Source organism: Mesorhizobium sp. M0227, from assembly GCF_040321855.1.
Classification (GTDB): Bacteria; Pseudomonadota; Alphaproteobacteria; order Rhizobiales; family Rhizobiaceae; genus Mesorhizobium.
In genome coordinates this window covers 168757-190159 of the sequence record NZ_JAMYSJ010000005.1, presented here as the reverse complement: position 1 = coordinate 190159, position 21403 = coordinate 168757, and the positions used below count along the sequence as shown (strand labels likewise).

Sequence of the window (21403 nt, the reverse complement as noted above, 5' to 3'; positions counted from 1 at the left end):
TGATATCGAGGCCGATTCGGAGCTTTCCGTTCCGCCGTCGTCCTCTTGCTCGGAGGAACTCTCTATGGGTGTCGAAAGCCTGCTCGTCTTCATCATCATCGGTGCCATCGCCGGCTGGCTCGCCGGTCTTATCGTTTCCGGCTTCGGCTTCGGTCTGATCGGCAACATCATTGTCGGTATCGTCGGCGCGTTCATCGCTGGCTGGCTGTTCCCGAGGATCGGATTTTCCATCGGCGGCGGCACTCTCGCCGCGATCATCCATGCCACAATCGGCGCCATCATCCTGCTGGTGCTGGTCAAGGTCCTGAAAAGAGCCTGAGGCTCGACAACGCAAAGAGCGCGCCATGAAACAGAATACGCTCTATCTCGTCATTGGCGCGCTCGTCGTCGTGGTCATTGCGCTCGGCATCTACGTCTATCGCGAGCAGACCAAACCCAAAGGCGTCGAACTCAAGATCGACGACAAGGGCATTTCGATCCAGCAGAACTAGCCTGCACCGGTGGGGCAGATGCAGGAGCGCGACATGGGGGCTTCCGACGCGCCGGAAGACGACGATCCGCCCAGAATTACCGTCGCGGAATGGGAGAGGCTGAACAGGCCGCCAAGGCGCGAGGCGCTGTTGCGCTATCATTGGCGGGTGTTTCGCTTTCTGAGGACATCCGCGCCGGTCAGCGAATTGCAAGGGCAAGAGCAGGTATTCCGCGGTGCGGTCGTCGCCACCGTGGCCTTCAACCGGCCCGAAATGATCGAATGGCAGATCCACCTGGTGCGCCGATACGTTGCCGAGCACGAGAGCTACATCGTCTTCGACAACAGCAAGAAGGACGAGGCGAGGCAAGCGATCCGCGATCTCTGCCGTCGCCAGCATGTTCCCTATGTGGCATTGCCGAAGAACAGGCTGGTCGTCAGCAGATCGCACGGTCAAGCGCTCAACTGGATCGTGCGGAATTTCTTGCCTGGGTTCGGGCCGAAGCTTTTCGGCTTCATCGATCATGACATCTTTCCAACTGAACCATTTTCGATCCGCGACCGGATGGAGGGCAAGAGCCTCTACGGCAGCGTGCGGCGCGATACGCCGACACCAGGCGGCTGGTTTTTGTGGCCCGGCTTCTGTTTTTTCGATGGAAGCCTGTTGCGACGGCGGCTGGATTTCGCCCCGAGCTACAAGTTTCATATGGATTCCGGCGGCGGCAACTGGCCGGTGCTCTACAGGTCGATCGACCCGGCGATGGTTCGGTTCGCTGAAAACAAATCGCTTCGCTTCGGCGCTGGACATGATCAATCCGAGGATTTTTTCATGGTGGTCGATGGCTGGCTGCATGTAACGAACGCCTCGAACTGGAGGCGACAGCAGGTTGACAGGAGCGAACACATTCTCGCGCTGTTGCGGCAAGCGGGCGGTCCCGACCAGCCGGATGTGAAGTTCGAGCCCATCTGAAATCAGGTCTGAGGCGGGTGGTGTTGACAGAAAACGCTGAGGGGCCTGTTGCATTGCGGCCTGAAATCCAGGGGCTGCGTGGCATTGCCGTTGCCCTGGTGGTGGTTTTCCACATCTGGCCCGCGGTTCTTCCTGGTGGGTATGTCGGGGTCGATGTGTTCTTCGTCATCTCGGGCTATCTCATCACCGGTCTGCTTGCCCGCATGGCGTTGCGCGATGGTCGCATCTCGCTGATGGCCTTTTATTCGCGGCGAGTGCGGCGACTGCTGCCGACTGCGATCCTGGCCCTTCTTGCCACGCTCGCCGGAACGCTGGTCTTCCTGTCCATGGCCCGTTGGGAAGAGACGGCGATCCAGGTCGCTGCCAGTGCGCTCTATGTGCAGAACTGGCGGCTTGCCTGGCAGGCGGTCGACTATCTCGGCGCCGAGGAGGCGGCGAGCCCGGTACAACATTACTGGTCTCTATCGATCGAGGAGCAGTTCTATATCGTCTGGCCATTGCTGATGGTGGCAGGCCTTTGGCTGGCGCGCCGTCTCGGGCGGCCAGCGAAAGGCGTATTCCTCGTAGGGCTGACCGCGGTTTTTGCCGGATCGCTGATCGCCTCGGTTCTCATCACCCGGAGCGATCCGGCCGCCGCTTATTTCGTAACCCATACCCGTCTGTGGGAGCTGGCGCTCGGTGGCCTGCTGGCGCTGACGGTCCATCGGTTCAGGGCAGGGCTGCCATTGCGCACCGCAATGGCGATGACCGGTATTGGCGCTATCGGGTTTTCAGCGCTTTTCCTTTCCGCCTCGACGCCATTTCCTGGCGCTCTTGCGTTGCTGCCGACCCTGGGAACGGTGCTCATCATTGCCGCCGGCGGCATCAAACTAGGTCGGTTTCGCGCACTTGACGCCAGCATCCTTTGCTATGTCGGCGACCGGTCGTATTCGATCTACCTCTGGCATTGGCCGCTGGTTGTTTTCTATTCGGCGCATCGCCCCGCCGCCGGGCTCTTTGCAGGTGTCGTGCTGATCGCCCTGACGCTGGCAATCTCGGACCTGTCCTACCGATATGTCGAACAGCGCTACCGGCAGCCGCGGCCGGATACGGAACGGAAACCTCTGGCCTATGCCACTGCCGCCGTTGCCGTCTGCGTGATGGTGTCGGGTGGGTTCGGCTATGCGCTCGACAGGCAAGACGTCGATATCACCCTGATCGGGACACCGAATTATCCAGGGCCGGCAGCGCTGCTTGCCAACGCTTCGGTTCCGCGCGACGTGGAACTGCTGCCATCCCTCGGCAAACTCAGGCGTGACGTACCGATCGTCTATCGACTGAAATGCCATCAGGAGCAGGACAGCACGCAAGCTGTGGGCTGCCAGCTCGGCGATCCCCAGGGAACCAGGACCATTGTCGTCGCAGGCGATTCACACGCAGCACAATGGATCCCGGCCATCGACGAGATTGCCAGGGACCGCAAGTGGAAACTGGTCACCTTCACCAAGGCTGCATGCCCTTTCACCCTTGCCGCGGTGACGGATGACGGTAAGCCGTATGAGGCCTGCGCAACATGGCGCGACAACGTTCTCGCCGAGATCAGGAAATTGCGGCCAGACCTGATGTTCACCAGCCAGTCTCGCTATTCCGACACACCGGAGCCAGCAATGATCGACGGTTTGCGCGGCATCTGGAGCGACTTGAACAGAGCCGGCGTGCGCATTATCGCCATCCGGAACACGCCTTTCGTCAAGTTCGATCCCGGTGATTGCCTGGCCGCCGATCCCGACAAATGCGTCAACGCGCGACACGAGGTGGAGACGAGCGACGTCTTCGCCCTCGCCGCAGGGGCATTGCCGGGGGTCCGCGTCGTTGACATGAACGATGCCTTATGTGGCAAGAACAGCTGTTCGGCCGTGGTCGGCAACATCATCGTCTGGCGCGACCATCACCATATGACGGCCACCTATGCGCTGGCGCTGGCGCCCTATCTGGCGAAGGCGGCGGGTCTCTAGCGAGATATCAAGGCGTAGCGGCTTTTTCGCATCAACATCGTTGACCAATGCCAAGGCCGGCATTCGGACACGACTTAACCCGCCCTTAAATCGCCGCATCTACTCTTCAACCCGAACGCCATAGGCATCGGGGATATCAAGCACAGCGCATGGCGAACCGCAGGGACAGTCGCATCGAACCCAGTTTCGAGGGGCCGCCGCAGGCGCGGTCCTCGGCGGGTCTTTCGGTGAACGAGGAGGATCGCGTCGTGCCGAGCAATCGCAAAGCCTCCGCAAAACGCAAGCCGGCCAAAGGGAAATCGTCGCGGGCCAAGCGCGGCAGAAGCCGGCGCGGCCTGTTCGGTGTGCTCGGCCGGCTGTTCTACTGGTGCTTCGTGCTGGCCATCTGGGGCGGCATCGGCGTGGCCGGCATCGTCGTCTACTATGGCGCCAAGATGCCGGCGGCGACGACCTGGTCGATTCCCGACCGCGCCCCCAACATCAAGATCGTTTCGGCAGATGGCCAATTGCTCGCCAATCGCGGCATGAGCGGTGGCGAGGCCGTCGGCCTGCATGAAATGTCGCCCTATATCCCGGAAGCCGTCATCGCTATTGAAGATCGGCGCTTCTACTCGCATTTCGGTATCGACCCGATCGGGCTTTCTCGCGCCATGGTCACCAATGTGCTTGGCGGGCATTTCTCGCAGGGCGGTTCGACGCTGACCCAGCAATTGGCGAAGAACCTGTTCCTGACACCCGACCGCACGCTGGAGCGCAAGGTGCAGGAAGTGCTGCTGGCGCTGTGGCTGGAGCACAAGCACACCAAGGACCAGATCCTCGAAATGTACCTCAACCGGGTCTATTTCGGTTCCGGCGCCTATGGCGTCGAGGCCGCCTCGCGCCGCTATTTCGGCAAGAGCGCGCGTGACGTCACCCTGTCGGAAGCCGCATTGCTTGCCGGCCTGTTGAAGGCGCCGTCGCGGCTGTCGCCGGCACGCGATCCGAAGGCCGCCGAGGAACGCTCGCAACTGGTGCTTGCCGCCATGCGCGACGAGGGAAAGATCAGCGCCAAGGAACTGACCTCGGCAATGAGCGCGCCGGCAACGCGTGCGCCGTCCTACTGGACCGGCTCGGAGAATTACGTCGCCGATACCATCATGGAGGAACTGCCCGACCTGATCGGCGACGTACGCGGCGACATCGTCATCGACAGCACCGTCGACCTGAACCTGCAGAAGCTCGCCGAACAATCGATCCGCAGGCTGATCGACGACAGCGGCAAGAAGCTCAACGTCAGCCAGGGCGCCCTGGTGTCGATCGACGATTCCGGCGCGGTGCGCGCCATGGTCGGCGGCTACGACTATTCGACGAGCCAGTTCGACCGTGCTTCGGAGGCACGTCGCCAGCCGGGCTCGGCGTTCAAGCCGTTCGTCTATATGGCCGCGCTCGAAGCCGGTCGCACGCCCGACAGCATCCGCAACGATGCGCCGATCAAGATCGGCAATTGGACGCCCGACAATTACGGCGGCAAGTATTTCGGCAAGGTGACGCTGGCCACCGCGCTGGCCAAGTCGCTGAACTCGGTGGCGGCGCAACTGACCATGGAGGTCGGGCCGAACGCGGTCGTCGAGGCGGCGCACCGCATGGGCATCCAGTCCGATCTGCAGTCCAACACCTCGATCGCGCTCGGCACTTCGGAAGTGACGCCGCTGGAGCTGACCTCGGCCTATGTCCCCTTTGCCAATGGCGGCTACAAGCCCGACATCCATTTCATCCGGCGCGTGACGACCACCGAGGGCAAGGTGCTTTACGACAGCGGCGGCGGCAGCGCGCCGCGCGTCGTCAAGCCTGAGATCGTGGGCATGATGAACTCGATGATGACGGGCACGGTTGAGATCGGCACTGCCCGGAAAGCGGCTTTCGCCTGGCCATCGGCCGGCAAGACCGGCACCAGTCAGAATTCGCGCGACGCCTGGTTCGTGGGCTACACCGCCAACCTCACCACCGGTGTGTGGTTCGGCAATGACGATGGCAGCCCGATGAAGAAGGTCACCGGCGGCGCACTGCCGGCGCAGGCCTGGCACGAGTTCATGGTTGCGGCCCACGAGGGTGTGCCGGTGCGGCCACTGCCCGGCACCTGGAAATCGACGCCGGCCGACACATTCGTCCCCGACGAGATACCCTCGGCGAACAACACGGCGCCGGTTCCGTCAACGTCGGTCGGCCAGCAGGCTCCGGCGCGGCCAGCAGCGCCGGTTGCCCAAGCGCCGTCCCGCGCGGCCCGTCCCGCCCAAACCGTAGATGCCGATGGCCTTTCCATGCCAGAGGATGACGGCGCCACCGCATCGATCAAGCACCCGGTGCCGCCAGGCGACGTCGGCGGTCCGCGCAAAAAGCGGCAGACCTCCATCCTCGACCTCCTTGGCGGCTGATCCGATCCGCTAATTCCGTGGTTTGGCGTTGCCCAATTTCTTGCTGTCAAAGGTCAGGTTGTCGCTGTGAATCTTGCCATCGCGGACGGTAAGGTGCTTGGCGCAGGAAAGCGCGCCGGACGACTTTGTCATCAAGTCATACATCAGCAGCGCCTGGTGATCGTCGCCGAAAGCAGCGATCATGCGCACACCGGTCACATCCTGTGAAAGTTTGGTCAGGCCCTTCAGGTAGGGGGCCTTGCCGGTCGATTGCTGCATCGGCCCATCAAAAACGACGTCGTCGGCGACATAGGATGCTGGCTTTTCGAGGTCGTGGCCTGTCCACGCCTTGGTGAAGGCCGTGGCGATGTCGAGGGGTGCTGTCTGTGTCATGGCTCTGTCCGATTGATTTGATGTGAAACCCCGCACCCTTGTCCTGCACTCCCGAACCAACGGCGAGTTGGCTTCCCGGTTCCTCCTTTGACGTGAATGGTGACATTTCGGCCTCTCGCCACCTCGGCGGCGTTCGGCTACATCTGCCGGCCGGAGACCTTGAAATGACTGAACTCGACACCAGAAAGACCATCGTGCTGACCGGCGCCAGCCGCGGCATCGGCCACGCCACCGTCAAGCGTTTTTCGCGCGAGGGCTGGCGCGTCATCACCTGCTCCAGGCAGGCTTTCGCCGAGGATTGCCCGTGGCCGGCCGGGCCGGAAGACCACATCAAGGTCGATCTCGCCGATCAGGAGGATGTCGGCATCGCCGTCTCCGAAATCCGCCACCGGCTGGAAGCGCATGGCGGCCAGCTGCATGCACTGGTCAACAATGCCGGCATTTCGCCGAAGCTCAAGGACGGCAACAGCCGCATGGATTCGATCGACACGCCGATGCATGTCTGGCGCGACGTGTTCCAGGTCAATTTCTTCGCGCCGATCATGCTGGCGCGCGGCCTGTTCAAGGAACTGGCGGCGGCCAAGGGCTCGATCGTCAACGTAACCTCGATCGCCGGAACCCGCGTGCATCCCTTCGCCGGCACGGCCTACGCCACATCGAAAGCGGCACTCGGCTCGCTGACGCGCGAGATGGCACATGATTTCGGCCCGCACGGCATCCGCGTCAATGCCATTGCGCCCGGCGAGATCGACACCGCGATCCTGTCGCCGGGCACTGACAAGATCGTCGAGACCATCCCTCTCAGGCGCCTTGGCACCACGGCGGAAGTCGCCGACATCATCTTCTTCCTGTGTTCGCAGCAGGCGTCCTACGTGACCGGCTCGGAAATCCACATCAATGGCGGTCAGCATGTGTGACAAATCAGGGTGCTCATCCGGTTATTGTGAGAACGGCCTTGCCGCTGAAGCTGCGCTGTCGCAGTGCGTCCAGCACTTGGGCGATGTCTGTCCACGGCACGGTCAAGGCCACGCGCGTTTCGAGCCGGCCGGCTGCGACCAGAGCGAGCAGCGAGGCGATGTCCTCGCCAATGCCTGGACCAGACGTGTAGTACGCGAAAGTCTGAAGCCTCGCTCCTTCACGATCCGGAACGAACTGGCGGAATCCGACGGGCGTCAGTTCGCCGCTGCTCGAACCGAACATGACGATGGTCCCGCCAGGTGCGATGCGCTCGATCGCGTGAGCGAGGCTTTTGCCGCCCACCGACTCCGTGATCAGCGAGAACGGTCCCTCGGCCAGATCGATCGCTTCGACAACCTGCTCGGCTCCAAGGCCGCGGAGATCCTCGGCGTGCCGGGCGGCGGCGATTGCCGTCACCGAGGCGCCCTGCTCGCGGGCAAGCTGGACCTGGAAACGGCCGACCGCGCCGCTTGCACCGGTAATCAGCACCTGCTGGCCGGTCAGGTCGCCGCCATGGCGTAGAGTCCTCAGCGCCGTCGTGCCCGCGACTGGCAACGTGGCGGCGGCGGCAAAGCTGACGTCATCGGGCAGGACGGCGAGACGGTCGGTCGGAACGGCGACACGTTGCGCCCATCCGGCTTCATCGACCAAAGCCGCGACGCGGGCGCCAACGGCCGGTCCTGAGCCATCGGCTGCTGCCCGTTCGACGATCCCACCGATGTCCTGGCCGGGTATCCAGCCGTTCGGACGTATGCTGAGCAGGCGCAGTTCGCCGCGATTCAACGAGGTCGCGTGGACCGAGACAAGCGCCTCGTTCGAGGCCGGTTGAGGCTCGGCAAGCTCTGAGATCCTCAGTCCGGTCGCGCTGTCGGAGGAGATGACGAGGGCGAGCATGGTTGATACCTCCTGGCTGCGCGGCGGTCGCACCGCTCATTCGCAAGTGTACCTTATCGACTTTTGCCTTTGAATAATTTAGATATGAAAGCAATTGATCGCTAAAAACTGTCAATCATGAGACAGCCCCTCAGCTACCCCTGGCTCGATTTCGATGTGGATGACCTTTCCGCGCCTGCGATTGCCGTGCGCGTCGATATCCCAGAGACCAGAGCGGAGGTACCCTCCCATTGGCACCGCAAGGGCCAACTCGTTTTCGCGCTTGCAGGCGGCGTCACATGCCGCGTCCCAAGCGGTTTATGGATGGTGCCGCCGCATTGCGGGGTGTGGATCCCCGGCGGCATGGAGCACAGCAATGTCGCAACCGCCAACGCCCGGATTTTTTTCGTCTACATAGAGCCGGGAGCCGCCGATCTGCCGGAGCGGTGCTGCACGCTTTCGATCTCGCCACTGCTGCGCGAATTGATCATCGAGCTTTCCGATCGGCTGCAGGACGACGAGGCGAGGGGCGAACTCTTGATCAAGATACTGCTCACCGAATTGCCACGCATGGCTGTCCAGCAGCTACACCTGCCGATCTCGTCCGAGCCGCGCTTGAACAGGATCGCCGAGGCGTTGGCGCAGGATCCCGCCGACCGCAGCACACTGGCGGAATGGGCCAATCGCGTGGCGCTCAGCGAAAGCAGCCTCGCCCGCCTTGTGGCAAAGGAGACAGGGCTGAGTTTCGGGCGCTGGCGCCAGCAATTGCACTTGATCGTTGCAATTCGGGAACTGGCTTCCGGCAAAAGTGTCCAGCAGGTCTCGGGCGATCTCGGCTATGGTTCCGTTACGGCCTTCATCACCATGTTCAAGAAGGCGCTTGGGAAGCCGCCGGCCAAATACCTCAGTGGCATCGCGCAAAATGGCGGCTCTGCATTCGTGGCGTGATGCTCGCTTGAAAGGGTGGTCGAGCCGATCACGGTGCCAGCGTGCGAGAGTGCAGCCTGGGCTTTGGAACTCAGGCCACCGATGGCTCGGCGGTTTCGCGCCTCAACTCCGGTTTGGGACCGAGAACTTCTTCCACAATCCCGCGCGCAATCTCGCGTTCACCCATGATCACCGTATCGGCGCCCAAACCCTTGAGATGTTCGACCTCGGCGTCGGAATGGGCACGAGCGATGACGTTGATGCCAGGGTTGGCGGTGCGGGCTCGGAGCACGATCTGGCCGGCTTCGAAGGCATTGGGGATGGCAAGGATCAGCCGGCTGGCGCCTTCGGGATTGGCGGCGGCGAACACTTCGGCATTGGCCGCATTGCCGGCGACGGTCTCGATGCTGTCCGCTTTCAATTTCGCCAGCGTCTTGTCGGCGTCCTCGATGACCAGGAAGGGCATTGCCGCGTCTTTCAGCGCCGAGCCGACCAGGCCACCGACACGGCCGTAGCCGATCAGGATAGCATGGCCGGTGAGTGCCGTCTTTGGAGGCGGGCCGTCCTCCTTTTTCGTCGTTGCCGCGACAGAGGCTACCTGGCCCGGCTCCGTCGCCGGACCAACCGGTTTTGCCTCGACCGGTGGTGCCGTCCTGGCGGCGCGCCGTTCCAGCCACGGCTTCATCCAGTCGATGGCCAGGAACATCAGCGGGTTGAGGACAATCGACAGGATCGCACCGGCCAGAATGAGGTCGCGGCCCTGTTCCGGCAGCAGCTTCAGCCCGACGCCGAGTTCAGCCAGAATGAAGGAGAATTCGCCGATCTGGGCAAGGCTTGCCGAAATTATCAGCGCCGTGGCGATGGGATAGCCGAAGGCGACAACGATGGCGAATGCGGCCAGTGATTTGCCAATGACGATGATGGCCAGCGTCGCCAGGATCGGCCAGCCATTGCTGATCAGGCTGAACGGGTCGAACAGCATGCCGACCGAGACGAAGAACAGCACGGAGAAGGCATCGCGCAGCGGCAGCGATTCCTCGGCGGCGCGGTGGCTGAGCTCGGACTCGCTCATGATCATGCCGGCGAAGAAGGCGCCCAGCGCCAGCGAGACACCGAATAGTTTTGCCGCACCGAAGGCGACGCCGAGCGCGATGGCCAAAACCGCCAGCCGGAACAGTTCGCGCGAGCCGGTATGGGCGACGTAATGCAGGATCCAGGGAATGACCCGGCGGCCGACCACCAGCATGACGATCACGAAAGCGGCGACCTTGGCCAGCGTGATGCCGACGACGCCCCAGATGCCGTAGCTGGCCGGCAGCGACAGCAGGCCGCTCGCATGGGCGTCAGCCTGCTCCTGACCGCCGAGCACGCCAGCGAGCGCCGGCAGCAGCACCAGCGCCAGCACCATGGCCAGATCCTCGACGATCAGCCAGCCGACGGCGATGCGGCCGCGCTCGGTCTCGATCATCCGCCGTTCCTGCAGGGCACGCAGCAGCACCACGGTCGAGGCCACCGACAGCGCCAGGCCGAACACCAGCCCCGCGCCCATCGACCAGCCAAGCATCCAGGCAAGACCGGCGCCAAGTGCGGTGGCGAAGCCGATCTGGACGATGGCGCCCGGCACGGCGATGGCACGCACCGACAGCAGATCCTTCAGCGAGAAGTGCAGCCCGACGCCGAACATCAGGAGGATGACGCCGATTTCGGCCAGTTCGTTGGCAAGGCCGGCATCGGCGACGAAGCCAGGCGTGTTCGGCCCGACCAGCACGCCGGCTACGAGATAGCCGACCAGCGGCGGAATGCGGAAGCGATTGGCGAGAGCCCCGAAGACGAAAGCCAGCCCCAGACCGGCGACGATGGTGGCGATAAGGGGCGTGTCATGCGGCATTGTCTATGGAGCGCCTTTCAAAAACAGCGATGTTGGATGAGCGCCGCCCAAAGCCGCCGCCTGTTTGCAATATGGTGGATGGTATGTCGGCGATGCAACCCGCAAAGCCATGAAATCGACGGCGCTGCCGCAAATATTTGACCGGCAGCTGAGAAAGCTGCCGGTCAAATCGGAATTTGTGCGGTGCTATTCGTCTCGATCGGTCAGGGCCGATCGACAATGATCAGGCTGCCTGCAGCAAGGCCTCGATTTCCGGTATGGCATGGTTGGTCAATGTCTTGGGAATTTCGGCGGTCACCTTGTCCCCGACCTCCTTGTGCAGCTTTTTGCGCATTGTCCCAAGCACCACCGGCGGTGCGACGAGCACGATCTCGCTGAATTCGCCGTCATGCGCGAGCTTGTAGAGCCGGGCGGCGATTTCATCGGCGAAACGCTCCTTGCCGATGCGGTGCCAGTCCGTATCCTCGACTGCGCTGCGGTGTACGGAGGGACCATCATTGTATCGGCCCGGGCTGTCACTGCCTTGCTCGCGGGTGGGCGGGTTGTCCTGCTGCATTTCCTGCACCACCTCGAGATTCGGATATTTGTTGTCGCCGGCGTTTCGGAGGAAAAGCGCCTTCTCGCCATCGGCCACCATGACCCAGATACCGTGCTTGAGTATGATTGTGTTCATGATGACAGGCTCCTTTTCAGCCGCGTGGTGGCCTTTCGTGGCGTTCCGCAGCCGGGGTTTCGATCCGATATGACAGGCCTTTTGAGAACGCGCCCCGAGCCACTAATGTTCCAGTCGGCAGCCGCGTCGGCGTTGGACATTCTGGCTATCCAGAGTTCGCGGCTTTAATCTACTAATTTGGTAGAATTTAGAAAAAACGGTTTTGCGGCTTTTCTCCCTGGGCGCTAAAAGACCCGGAAAACAAGGCCTGCGACAGCAGCTTGAATCCGCTCCATCTATAAACGAGAAATATTTTTCTCTTGGCCGGGATGCTTTCAGAAAAGCAATTGCATCCCGATAAGGGATGCGCGAGTGCGTTCCTTCTGGTTTCTCGCGCCCGCGCGTAGAACTGCAAGCTCATTCAGGATTCCGCTCGCGTCCATGTCGCACACTGCTCCCAAGCTCAATGCCTTCCCCGTGTTCATGCGGGTCGAGGGCGAAGCTGTGGCCATCGTTGGCGGCGGCGAAGAGGCGCTGGCCAAGGCGCGGCTGATCGGACAGTCGAGTGCGGTCCTGCGGATTATCGCGGAACACGCCGAGCCTGACCTGCTCGCCTTCGTCGCCCAGGCCGGCGCGAGCCATTTTGCCGCCGCTTACGACGCATCGCAGCTCGAAGGCGCGATCATGGTGTTTGCCGCCAGCGGCGACGAGGAACTCGACCGTCGGGTGGCTGCGGATGCGCGCCGCCTAAGCATTCCGGTCAATGCCGTCGATCGGCCTGAGCTTTGCGATTTCTTCACCCCGGCGCTGGTCAACCGCGCGCCAGTCGCCATCGCCATCGGCACCGAAGGCGCCGGGCCGGTGCTTGCGCAGATGCTGCGCGGCCGCATCGACCGTATGCTGTCGCCGTCGCTCGGGCCGCTGGCAACGCTTGCCGCTTCGTTTCGCGGGGCTGCCGAGAAGCTGCTGCCGAGAGGCAATGCCCGGCGCCGCTTCTGGAATGATTTCTTCACTGGTGCTCCTGCACGCGCGGCTGAAATCGGTCAGCTTTCGCAGGCGCATGATGCTGCCGTCGATCTCCTGCTTTCGAATGCGCCGGCTCGCGGCCACATCGCGCTGGTCGGTGCCGGTCCGGGCGCCGAGGATCTTCTGACCTTGCGCGCACACCGCCTGCTGATGGAAGCCGATGTCATCGTCCATGACGCGCTGGTGCCGGAGGCGGTGGTTGCCATGGGTCGCCGCGATGCCGAGCGTCTGCCGGTCGGAAAGCGCAAGGGCTGTCACACCAAGAGCCAGGCTGAGATCAATGCGCTGCTGGTCGAGCTTGGCCGTGAAGGCAAGCGTGTCGTGCGGCTGAAGTCAGGCGATCCGCTGGTGTTCGGCCGGGCCGGCGAAGAGATGGCGGCACTTCGCGATGCCGGCATCGCCTATGAGGTGGTTCCGGGCGTCACCGCGGCCTTTGCCGCCGCCGCCGATTTCGAACTGCCGCTGACCTTGCGCGGTGTCTCCTCGTCGATGGTGTTCACCACCGGCCACGACCTCAAGGGCAATTCGCTGCCCGACTGGGCCAAGCTCGCCATTTCCGGCGCCACCGTCGCCGTTTATATGGGCCGCTCGGTGGCCGCCGAGGTTGCCGGACGGCTGATCGAGGCGGGTCTGTCGCCAGATACGGCGGTGGCCGTGGTCGAGAATGCCAGCCTCGCCAACCGGCGTCGCTTCCACGGCACGCTTGCCGACCTGCCGTCGCTGGAAACGCGCGCCGATCTTTCCGGCCCGGTCATGACCATCATCGGCGATGCGGTCGCCGGCGCCAACTTTGAACGGTCCGAGCCGCTGGCGGCACACAGGCATGAAGGCGCGTCCAGTTCGGTCGCCGAAGGAGTTCAGCAATGAAGATACTGACCGCCAACCGCCTCACCGACGGTATTGCCGTCTGGTACGCCGATGGCGGCTGGGCCGAGACGGTGGACCATGCCGACCTCGCCCATGACAAGGCAGCCGAGGACAGGCTCGAGGCGACCGGCGCCAAGGCCTATGCCGCCAACGAAGTGGTCGACGTCAATTTGATCGACGCTGAAGTCGTCAACGGCGTCGTCCAGCCGGTGCGGCTACGCGAGAAGATCCGCGCCGCCGGCCCGACCATTCGCAACGATCTCGGCAAGCAGGCTGCGCGGGCAGCATAACCAAGACACCAGGCATGGGCGGACGCGCCCTGAAAGACCAAGCATGTACCGTTACGATGAGTTCGACCACGATTTTGTCCAGGCCCGCGTTGCCGAGTTCAGCGACCAGGTGCAGCGTCGTCTTGCCGGCGAGATCACCGAGGACCAGTTCCGGCCATTGAGGCTGATGAACGGCGTCTATCTTCAACTGCATGCTTACATGCTGCGCATCGCGGTGCCGTACGGCACGCTGAACGGCAAGCAGTTGCGCATGCTTGGCCACATCGCCCGCAAATACGACAAGGGCTACGGCCATTTCACCACGCGCCAGAACATCCAGTTCAACTGGCCGGCGCTGTCTGACATTCCGGCGATCCTGGCGGATCTCGCGAGCGTTGAGATGCATGCCATCCAGACCAGCGGCAATTGCATCCGCAACGTCACCGCAGACCACTTCGCCGGCGCTGCCGCCGACGAAGTCGCCGATCCGCGTCCCTACGCGGAAATCCTGCGCCAGTGGTCGTCGGTGCATCCGGAATTCTCGTTCCTGCCGCGCAAGTTCAAGATCGCGGTGACGGGCGCCGAGCGCGACCGCGCCGCCATTCAGACCCACGACATCGGCCTGCACCTGAAGAAGAACGCCGCCGGCGAACTCGGTTTTGCCGTCTATATCGGCGGCGGCCAGGGCCGCACGCCGATGGTTGCCCGGAAAATCCGCGACTTCCTGCCGGAAGCCGATCTTTTGTCTTACTGCACGGCGATCCTGCGCGTTTACAACCTCTATGGCCGCCGGGACAACAAGTACAAGGCGCGCATCAAGATCCTCGTCCATGAGACCGGCGTCGAGGAGATCACCCGTCAGGTCGAGGCCGAGTGGCTGGAGTTGAAGGACGCCGAGCTGAAGCTGCCGGAAGCCGACATCCGCGCGATCGAGGCCTATTTCGCGCCACCGGTGCTCGCTGGGCGGCCGGAAGGCGACCAGGCGGTCAAGCTGGCGCGGCTCGATTCCAAGGGGTTTTCGGAGTGGCTCGACCAGAACGTCGTGACGCACCGCCATCCCGACTATGCGGCGGTGACGATCTCGCTGAAGGGCATCGGCGAGGTGCCCGGCGACGCTTCGGACAGCCAGATGGAAGCGATCGCCGACATCGCCGAGAAATATGGCTTTGACGAGCTGCGTGTCAGCCATGAGCAGAACCTGATCCTGCCGCATGTGGCCCGCGCCGACCTCAAGGCGGTCTATGATGCGCTGGTCGGCATCGGTCTGGCGACAGCCAACTCCAACCTGATATCGGACATCATCGCTTGCCCGGGCCTCGATTATTGCGCGCTGGCCACGGCGCGCTCGATCCCGATCGCGCAGGAAATCTCGCAACGCTTCGCCTCGCTGGAACGGCAGCGCGAGATCGGCGAACTGAAGCTGAAGATCTCCGGCTGCATCAACGCCTGCGGTCATCACCATGTCGGCCACATCGGCATCCTCGGCGTCGAGAAGAAGGGCTCCGAACTCTATCAGGTGACGCTGGGCGGCTCGGCAGACGAGAACACCTCGGTCGGCGAGATCATCGGCCGCGGCTTCTCGTCGGAAGAGATCACCGACGCCATCGAACAGATCGTCGAGACCTATCTCGGCCTTCGGCTCGACCCACAAGAGAAATTCATCGACGCCTACCGCCGAGTCGGTCCCGCGCCGTTCAAGGAGGCGCTCTATGCTGGCGAAGCCAAGGCCGCTTGACCGTATTGGAGACGTCGATGACGGCATCGCCGCCAAAGCGGCGGGGCTCGATGCGCTCTACGGTCATCTGAAGCCGCTCGAGATCATCGAACGCTCGGCCCGCGAACTGTTCCTTGACGAGATCGCTGCGGTGTCGTCGTTCGGCGCGGATTCGGCTGTGCTGCTGCACATGATCGCCAAGATCGACCGGACACTGCCGGTCATCTTCCTCGACACCGGCAAGCATTTCGAGGAGACGCTCGGCTATCGCGACGCGCTCGCCGCCGATTTCGGGCTGACCAACATAAGGGTGATCAAACCCGAGGAAGCAGCACTCGAACGGATCGATCCGACGGGCAATCTGCATCAGAGCAACACCGACGCCTGCTGCGACGTGCGCAAGGTGGAGCCGCTGGCGCGCGGTGTCGCGCCATTTCGTGCCTGGCTCACCGGCCGCAAGCGTTTTCAGGCCGCGACGCGGGCGGCGCTGCCGGTGTTCGAGGCGGTCGGTCCGCGCATCCGCATCAATCCGCTGGCGCATTGGACGACATCGGACCAGGCCGACTACATGCGCGCGCATGCGCTGCGCGAAAATCCACTGGTCGCCTATGGCTATCTGTCGATCGGCTGCTTCCCGTGCACGCAGCCGGTGCAGCCGGGCGAGGACGCGCGCAGCGGCCGCTGGGCCGGTCATGCCAAGACCGAGTGCGGCATTCACCTGTCGGGGCTGGAGAAGTCGCTGACCGACGCATCACTATAGGGTATGCTGAAATTCAGCCGGCCTGCGAACGGCGAACCTTCATCCGGAGGCCGCCGGCTTTGCGTGGGATGGACTTTCAGCGGACCTGGATCTTGGGGCTTTAGGAATCTTTATGACTGGACCGACGACACCGGAGACCCGGCTCTGGACCCCTGCGGGTTTTCACGAGGATGAGTGGACGCATGCCGAAAGCGCCGATGCGCTGTCCGGCAACGGCCGCTTCATCCTGCCGTTGCAAGTCTTCCTCGATCTGGATCCGGAGGTGCGCCGCTCGGCCAAGGAACGGCTCGGCGTCCTGCTGCAGCCGGGTGATCAGCTCGAGAAGATTGCCGACCTGCTTGACCAGCTGTCGCTGGTGGCATTGGCCTTCCCGGCCTTCAGCGACGGCCGCTCCTTCTCCAAGGGAGAACTGCTGCGCGGCCGCTACCATTTCGAAGGTGCCGTTCGCGCCACGGGCCAGGTGCTGGTGGACCAGCTGCCGCATATGCTGCGGCTGGGCTTCGACGAGTTCGAGATTTCCAATCCGGTGCTGTTGAAGCGCCTGGAGGAGGACCGTACCGGCGGATTGGGGCTCTACTACCAGCCAGCCGCCGTGCCGGAACCAAAAGGCCCGAAATACTCCTGGCGGCGCGTTCGCAGCAGCTGACGTTGCGGTAATTCCGCGCGTCTTTACATCAGTCGTGTTCAGGCCTTCTCTTGATCATCCGGATGGAAAATCCGTGGACGATCGGGGAGGGGTCTTCATGCGTTACGACTATGTCATAGCCGGCGGTGGGTCCGCCGGCTGTGCGCTTGCCGCGCGGCTTTCGGAAGATCCATCGAAAACGGTCTGCCTGATCGAAGCTGGCGGCGAGGGCAGGGATATGCTGATCCGCGCTCCTGCTGGCATTATCGGCATGCTTTCCGGCCGGCCCAGGATCAACAACTGGGCCTTCGAGACCGTGCCGCAGCAAGGTCTTGGCGGCCGCAAGGGCTACCAGCCGCGCGGCAAGGCGCTGGGCGGCTCCAGCGCCATCAATGCAATGCTCTATGTCAGGGGCCATCGCAGCGACTATGACGAATGGGCAAATCTAGGCTGCGAGGGCTGGTCGTGGGATGAGGTGCTGCCCTATTTCCGGCGCGCCGAGGGCAATGAGCGCGGCACTGATGCGTTGCATGGCGGGGACGGCCCGCTGAAAGTGTCGAACCAGCGCTCGCCGAGGCCGATCGCCAAGGCCTTCATAGAGGCTTGTGCCGAAAACCAGATTCGCGCCTCGGACGATTTCAACGGACCGGAACAAGAGGGCGCCGGCTATTTCCAGGTGACCCAGTTTGCCGGTGGCGCCCGTAATGGCGAGCGCTGTTCGACTGCCGCCGCCTATCTCCATCCGGTGATGCAGCGGACCAATCTGACCGTGGTCACGCGGGCGCACGCCACAGGCATCGTCCTTGACGGCAAGCGCGCCACCGGCATCCGCTACCGGACACGCAAAGGCGAGACAGTGGCACAGGCGTCGCGCGAGGTGATCCTCTGTGGCGGTGCCTTCGGTTCGCCGCAGCTTCTGTTGCTATCGGGTATCGGCCCGGCGGCCGAACTTGCCGTGCATGGCATTCCCGTCGTCCACGAATTGCCGGGCGTCGGCAAGAACCTGCAGGATCACCTCGATTTCATCGTCGGCTGGAGATCGAAGGACACCGATATGCTTGGCATGAGCCCGCGCGGCGCGTTGGGTTTCCTTAGGCACATCGCGCAGTGGCGCCGGGATGGAACCGGGCTGATCGCCTCGCCGGCGGCCGAGAGCGGCGCTTTCGTCAAATCCGACCCGGCGCTTGAACGCCCTGACCTGCAGCTGCAATTCGTCATCGGCCTGGTCGAAAACCATGCGCGCACGCTGCACTACGGCTTCGGTTTTTCCTGTCATGTCTGCATATTGCGGCCGCACTCACGTGGCGAGGTTGGGCTGGCCAGCGCCGATCCATTTGCCGCGCCACGCATCGATCCGCGCTTTCTCGGCGACCAGCGCGATGCGGAACTGCTGCTGAAAGGCGTGAGGATCACCCGGCAGGTGCTGGCTTCGCCGGCGCTGACGCGCTACCGGCACAAGGAAATGCACATCGCCGGCGAGCCGAGCGATGCCGATCTGATGACCCATATCCGTACCCGCGCCGACACAGTCTATCACCCGGTCGGCTCCTGTCGGATGGGGGTCGACGAGATGGCGGTGGTCGATCCGCAACTCAAGGTGCGCGGGCTTGAAGCCTTGCGTGTCGTGGACGCCTCGGTGATGCCGACACTGATTGGTGGCAACACCAATGCCCCAACCATCATGATCGCCGAAAAGGCCGCCGACATGATCAGGGCTGCCTGATCGGAGCTCCAGGCCGCGGCGCCCATAGCGCGGCGGTCCTTTTGTTATGACGCAATTGCCCAGGGAAAACGTTACGCGCTTTCCCTGGGAAACCGTTCAAACTTCTCCTGGAATTGCTTAAGCCGCCGCCCGTGCCTCGCGGAACGACACCAGCTTGCGGCGGTTTTCGTCCCACAATGCCAGTTTGACGCAGCGCAAGCTTTCGAGCAGCGTGACACGGCCGATGTCGCGCAACTCGGGATAATCCCGCAGCACTTCCTGCAACCGGTAGCACGGCACCTTGGCGGAGAGATGATGGACGTGATGGACACCGATGTTCCCGGTGAGCCAGTTCAGCACCGGCGGTAGATCGTAATAGGACGATCCGTGCAGGGCAGCGTGCTGGAATTCCCAGTCGGCATCCTTCGCCCATTCCGTTTCCTCGAACTGGTGCTGGACGTAGAACAGCCAGATGCCGGCCGAACCGGCGAGGATGACGATCGGCAGGTGGACCACCAGGAAAGCGCCTGGGCCGACGAACCAGATGAGGATGGCTGCCGCGACCGCGATGCCAAGATTGGTGGTCATCGACGACACCCAAGGGGTCAGCCCGCCGCGCATCATGCCGACGGGAAGCCTTTGCTCGAAGATGAACAGCCAGATCGGACCGAGCCCGAACATCACCAGCGGGTGGCGATAGAGACGGTAGGCGAGGCGGCCTCGCCACGACATCTGCCGGTATTCTGCAACGGTCAGCGTCCGGATGTCGCCCATGCCGCGTTCGTCAAGATTGCCGGCGCTGGCGTGGTGCGTCGCGTGGGCACGCCGCCAGCAATCGTAGGGCGTCAGCGTCAGGATGCCGAGCGCGCGGCCAATCCAGTCGTCGGCGTAGCGATTGGCGAAGAAGGAGCCGTGGCCGCAGTCGTGCTGGATCATGAAGATGCGCACCAGAAACCCGGCCGCGGGAAGGATGAGGACCAGTCCCCACCAATGGCCATAGGCATAGGCCGCCGAGGACAGTCCCCAGAGTATGGCGAATGGAATGAGGGTGATGGCGAGTTCGACGGCGCTGCGCCGCCTGTCGGGCTTCTTGTAGCGGGCGAGAATCTTCAGCCAGGCGCGCTTGCTGTTGGCCACCGCCTCAGGGGAAATCATGTTCATCAGGAAGCATAGGCGCGGTGCCTCGCCGCCGCAAGGCAACATCACGCAAAATTACTGTGCGTAATTGTCGCGTGGCTTGGCGGTCGAGCCAGCCAACCGCCAGCTCAACCTGCTGATGACGTCGACCGCTATTCGCGATCGAGGATAGGACAGCCGCGCTCGGTGCCAAAAGTCACGCGCACGCGGTCGCCACCCTGTCTGCCGCGGACCGTGATCTCCCGGCGGCCGATGGACTCAATTCTTGCGCGGCGGATGCCCATTCGCTCTGCCTTGTCGAGAGCCCGGTCTTCCGTGCAGCCTCGTTGACGCCGGTCGCGCCGATCGTCGCGACGGGGACCTTCGCAATCGTCGTAGGCGGGGTCGCAATCTTCCATGAGCTTCAGCCGCGGGCCATGTTTGCCCAATTGCAGCTGCAGATTGTCTGCTTGTGCCGGAAAGGCCGCCAAAGTTATGGCGCCGAGGCCGACAAGCGCCATCAGCGATGAGGTAATCGAAACCTTGCGCATTACGTCCTCCATTTGAACCAACCCATCTATCCTTAGATGGTTCGGCTCTCCCCGGCTATTGCCTATAGGAGGTTTGCTGCCAAGATCGATTGTTGCGTTACGGCCGGCGCCAGCCGATGTCACCGCGCTCCGCCCCATCGAGGCGGTCGAGCAGTTCTCTGAGCCGGTCGGGGATGTCGGCCTCGGTGCGGAAGGCCGGCAAGGTGCGCAGAAAGCGGGTCACCGCCTCGGCGCCGAACTGGCGCCTGATCTCGATGGCCAGCCCCTCTGTCTGTTCGCCCATGTTGCGGGTCATCATCTCAAAATCCTGTCTCGGCTTCGAAACTCCTGCAGCAAGAGAATGGTTCCCCCATCATGCCTGTGTGGCAAGCAAAGCCGGCGGTTAAGGTAAAATTTGAATTAAAGTCGAAATGTCTTGCCTGTCATTGTCCCGCCTTGGCCGGCGGCTTCCATAGTCGCTTACCCCTTGATTTTTGGCCGCCAAACATCGATATCGGGCACAAAATCCACATCATTCGAGATTGACGGGAAACGGCGATGAGCGACCAGGCAAAAGACGAACGCGCGCCCGATGAAGTCGAGGCGACCGAGCCCACAGCCGAGCGCACGGAAGGCAGCACCGACGGTGATTATGAAGCCCTTGTGCGGCTGCTGAAGGAAAATGAAGAGCTGAAGGACCGCGCGCTGCGCGTGGCGGCCGAGATGGAAAACCTGCGTCGCCGCACGGCGCGCGATGTGCACGATGCGCGCACCTACGCGGTCGCGAATTTCGCCCGCGACATGTTGTCGGTGTCGGACAATCTGCGCCGCGCGCTGGATGCGATTCCCGCCGAGGCCAAGGCATCGGGTGACGCCGGCTTCAAGGCGCTGATCGAAGGCGTCGACCTCACCGAGCGCGCCATGCTGTCGGCGCTGGAACGGCATGGGGTCAAGAAGCTCGCGCCTGAAGGCGAGAAGTTCGATCCCAATTTCCACCAGGCGATGTTCGAAGTGCCCAATCCGGATGTCCCGGCCAACACCGTGGTCCAGGTCGTGCAGCCGGGCTATTCGATCGGCGACCGCGTGCTGCGCCCGGCCATGGTGGGCGTCGCCAAGGGCGGGCCAAAGTTCGTCGCCGCTGAAGCACCGGTTGAGCCGGGGCCGGTGAACGAACAGGCTGAGAAAGATGCGTGAGGCAGGGAATAGGCAGTAGGCAGTAGGCAGTAGGAAACTAGGGCAGTCGTATCTTCGCGCGGCTTCGTGCTATTCATACTGCCTAAT

The 21403-nt window shown here is 63.0% G+C and carries 21 protein-coding genes; 14 read left to right on the top strand and 7 right to left on the bottom strand.

The window, feature by feature from the left end:
• The first annotated feature begins 64 nt into the window (after positions 1 to 64).
• The 5 genes from NKJ00_RS09825 (at position 65) to NKJ00_RS09805 (ending at position 5844) form a co-directional block, all read left to right on the top strand.
• Positions 65 to 319, top strand: coding sequence for a GlsB/YeaQ/YmgE family stress response membrane protein (locus NKJ00_RS09825; RefSeq protein WP_013529551.1), 255 nt, complete (start codon positions 65 to 67; stop codon positions 317 to 319).
• 25 nt (positions 320 to 344) lie between these two features.
• The gene (locus NKJ00_RS09820) at positions 345 to 491 is read left to right on the top strand and encodes a hypothetical protein (protein ID WP_013529552.1); all 147 of its coding nucleotides are present in this window, start codon (positions 345 to 347) and stop codon (positions 489 to 491) included.
• Positions 492 to 524: 33 nt separating this feature from the next.
• Positions 525 to 1439: a hypothetical protein gene (locus tag NKJ00_RS09815; protein ID WP_352610152.1), complete on the top strand. Its 915-nt coding sequence runs from the start codon at positions 525 to 527 to the stop codon at positions 1437 to 1439.
• 23 nt (positions 1440 to 1462) lie between these two features.
• Entirely contained in the window at positions 1463 to 3433 is a 1971-nt protein-coding gene (locus tag NKJ00_RS09810) for an acyltransferase family protein (RefSeq protein WP_352610154.1), read from the top strand.
• Positions 3434 to 3582: 149 nt separating this feature from the next.
• Entirely contained in the window at positions 3583 to 5844 is a 2262-nt protein-coding gene (locus tag NKJ00_RS09805) for a transglycosylase domain-containing protein (RefSeq protein WP_127296407.1), read from the top strand.
• 9 nt (positions 5845 to 5853) lie between these two features.
• On the opposite strand, the gene NKJ00_RS09800 is transcribed toward NKJ00_RS09805, so the two are convergent.
• Complete coding sequence (locus NKJ00_RS09800) at positions 5854 to 6216, bottom strand: nuclear transport factor 2 family protein (protein ID WP_352610157.1); 363 nt, start codon at positions 6214 to 6216, stop codon at positions 5854 to 5856.
• 164 nt (positions 6217 to 6380) lie between these two features.
• On the opposite strand from NKJ00_RS09800, the gene NKJ00_RS09795 reads away from it, so the two are divergent.
• Complete coding sequence (locus NKJ00_RS09795) at positions 6381 to 7133, top strand: SDR family NAD(P)-dependent oxidoreductase (protein WP_023812510.1); 753 nt, start codon at positions 6381 to 6383, stop codon at positions 7131 to 7133.
• A 13-nt stretch (positions 7134 to 7146) separates the two neighbouring features.
• On the opposite strand, the gene NKJ00_RS09790 is transcribed toward NKJ00_RS09795, so the two are convergent.
• The gene (locus tag NKJ00_RS09790) at positions 7147 to 8067 is read right to left on the bottom strand and encodes a zinc-binding dehydrogenase (RefSeq protein ID WP_352610160.1); all 921 of its coding nucleotides are present in this window, start codon (positions 8065 to 8067) and stop codon (positions 7147 to 7149) included.
• A 117-nt stretch (positions 8068 to 8184) separates the two neighbouring features.
• Here NKJ00_RS09790 and NKJ00_RS09785 point away from each other — a divergent pair, with 117 nt between their 5' ends.
• Complete coding sequence (locus NKJ00_RS09785; protein ID WP_352610161.1) at positions 8185 to 8994, top strand: AraC family transcriptional regulator; 810 nt, start codon at positions 8185 to 8187, stop codon at positions 8992 to 8994.
• 70 nt (positions 8995 to 9064) lie between these two features.
• Here NKJ00_RS09785 and NKJ00_RS09780 read toward each other — a convergent pair whose 3' ends face one another.
• Both NKJ00_RS09780 and NKJ00_RS09775 read right to left on the bottom strand, forming a co-directional pair.
• Positions 9065 to 10861 carry a cation:proton antiporter domain-containing protein gene (locus NKJ00_RS09780; protein ID WP_352610164.1) on the bottom strand — a complete coding sequence of 599 codons (1797 nt, stop codon included), beginning with the start codon at positions 10859 to 10861 and terminating at the stop codon, positions 9065 to 9067.
• 223 nt (positions 10862 to 11084) lie between these two features.
• Positions 11085 to 11534: a baeRF12 domain-containing protein gene (locus NKJ00_RS09775; protein ID WP_023812513.1), complete on the bottom strand. Its 450-nt coding sequence runs from the start codon at positions 11532 to 11534 to the stop codon at positions 11085 to 11087.
• 420 nt (positions 11535 to 11954) lie between these two features.
• Here NKJ00_RS09775 and cysG point away from each other — a divergent pair, with 420 nt between their 5' ends.
• From cysG to NKJ00_RS09745, 6 genes are all read left to right on the top strand, one after another.
• Complete coding sequence (cysG, locus tag NKJ00_RS09770) at positions 11955 to 13406, top strand: siroheme synthase CysG (protein WP_023812515.1); 1452 nt, start codon at positions 11955 to 11957, stop codon at positions 13404 to 13406.
• Complete coding sequence (locus tag NKJ00_RS09765) at positions 13403 to 13696, top strand: DUF2849 domain-containing protein (protein WP_023812516.1); 294 nt, start codon at positions 13403 to 13405, stop codon at positions 13694 to 13696. The genes cysG and NKJ00_RS09765 overlap by 4 nt, the downstream gene beginning before the upstream one ends.
• A 43-nt stretch (positions 13697 to 13739) precedes the next feature.
• A complete protein-coding gene (locus NKJ00_RS09760) occupies positions 13740 to 15410 on the top strand; it encodes a nitrite/sulfite reductase (protein ID WP_023812517.1) in 1671 nt (556 codons plus the stop codon).
• Positions 15385 to 16149 carry a phosphoadenylyl-sulfate reductase gene (locus NKJ00_RS09755; protein ID WP_023812518.1) on the top strand — a complete coding sequence of 255 codons (765 nt, stop codon included), beginning with the start codon at positions 15385 to 15387 and terminating at the stop codon, positions 16147 to 16149. Before NKJ00_RS09760 ends, NKJ00_RS09755 begins: the two co-directional genes overlap by 26 nt.
• A gap of 112 nt (positions 16150 to 16261) precedes the next feature.
• The gene (locus NKJ00_RS09750) at positions 16262 to 16795 is read left to right on the top strand and encodes a DUF934 domain-containing protein (RefSeq protein ID WP_128303221.1); all 534 of its coding nucleotides are present in this window, start codon (positions 16262 to 16264) and stop codon (positions 16793 to 16795) included.
• Positions 16796 to 16892: 97 nt separating this feature from the next.
• Positions 16893 to 18497: a GMC family oxidoreductase gene (locus tag NKJ00_RS09745; protein WP_352629568.1), complete on the top strand. Its 1605-nt coding sequence runs from the start codon at positions 16893 to 16895 to the stop codon at positions 18495 to 18497.
• A 117-nt stretch (positions 18498 to 18614) separates the two neighbouring features.
• Here NKJ00_RS09745 and NKJ00_RS09740 read toward each other — a convergent pair whose 3' ends face one another.
• The 3 genes from NKJ00_RS09740 to NKJ00_RS09730 form a co-directional block, all read right to left on the bottom strand.
• Positions 18615 to 19637, bottom strand: coding sequence for a fatty acid desaturase (locus NKJ00_RS09740; protein ID WP_023812521.1), 1023 nt, complete (start codon positions 19635 to 19637; stop codon positions 18615 to 18617).
• 128 nt (positions 19638 to 19765) lie between these two features.
• Positions 19766 to 20143, bottom strand: coding sequence for a hypothetical protein (locus tag NKJ00_RS09735; protein WP_023812522.1), 378 nt, complete (start codon positions 20141 to 20143; stop codon positions 19766 to 19768).
• Positions 20144 to 20240: 97 nt separating this feature from the next.
• Positions 20241 to 20441, bottom strand: a complete 201-nt coding sequence (locus NKJ00_RS09730) for a hypothetical protein (protein ID WP_352610170.1) — start codon at positions 20439 to 20441, stop codon at positions 20241 to 20243.
• Between the two features lie 239 nt (positions 20442 to 20680).
• Here NKJ00_RS09730 and grpE point away from each other — a divergent pair, with 239 nt between their 5' ends.
• Positions 20681 to 21316, top strand: coding sequence for a nucleotide exchange factor GrpE (gene grpE, locus NKJ00_RS09725; RefSeq protein ID WP_127296395.1), 636 nt, complete (start codon positions 20681 to 20683; stop codon positions 21314 to 21316).
• The last annotated feature ends 87 nt before the right edge of the window (positions 21317 to 21403 follow it).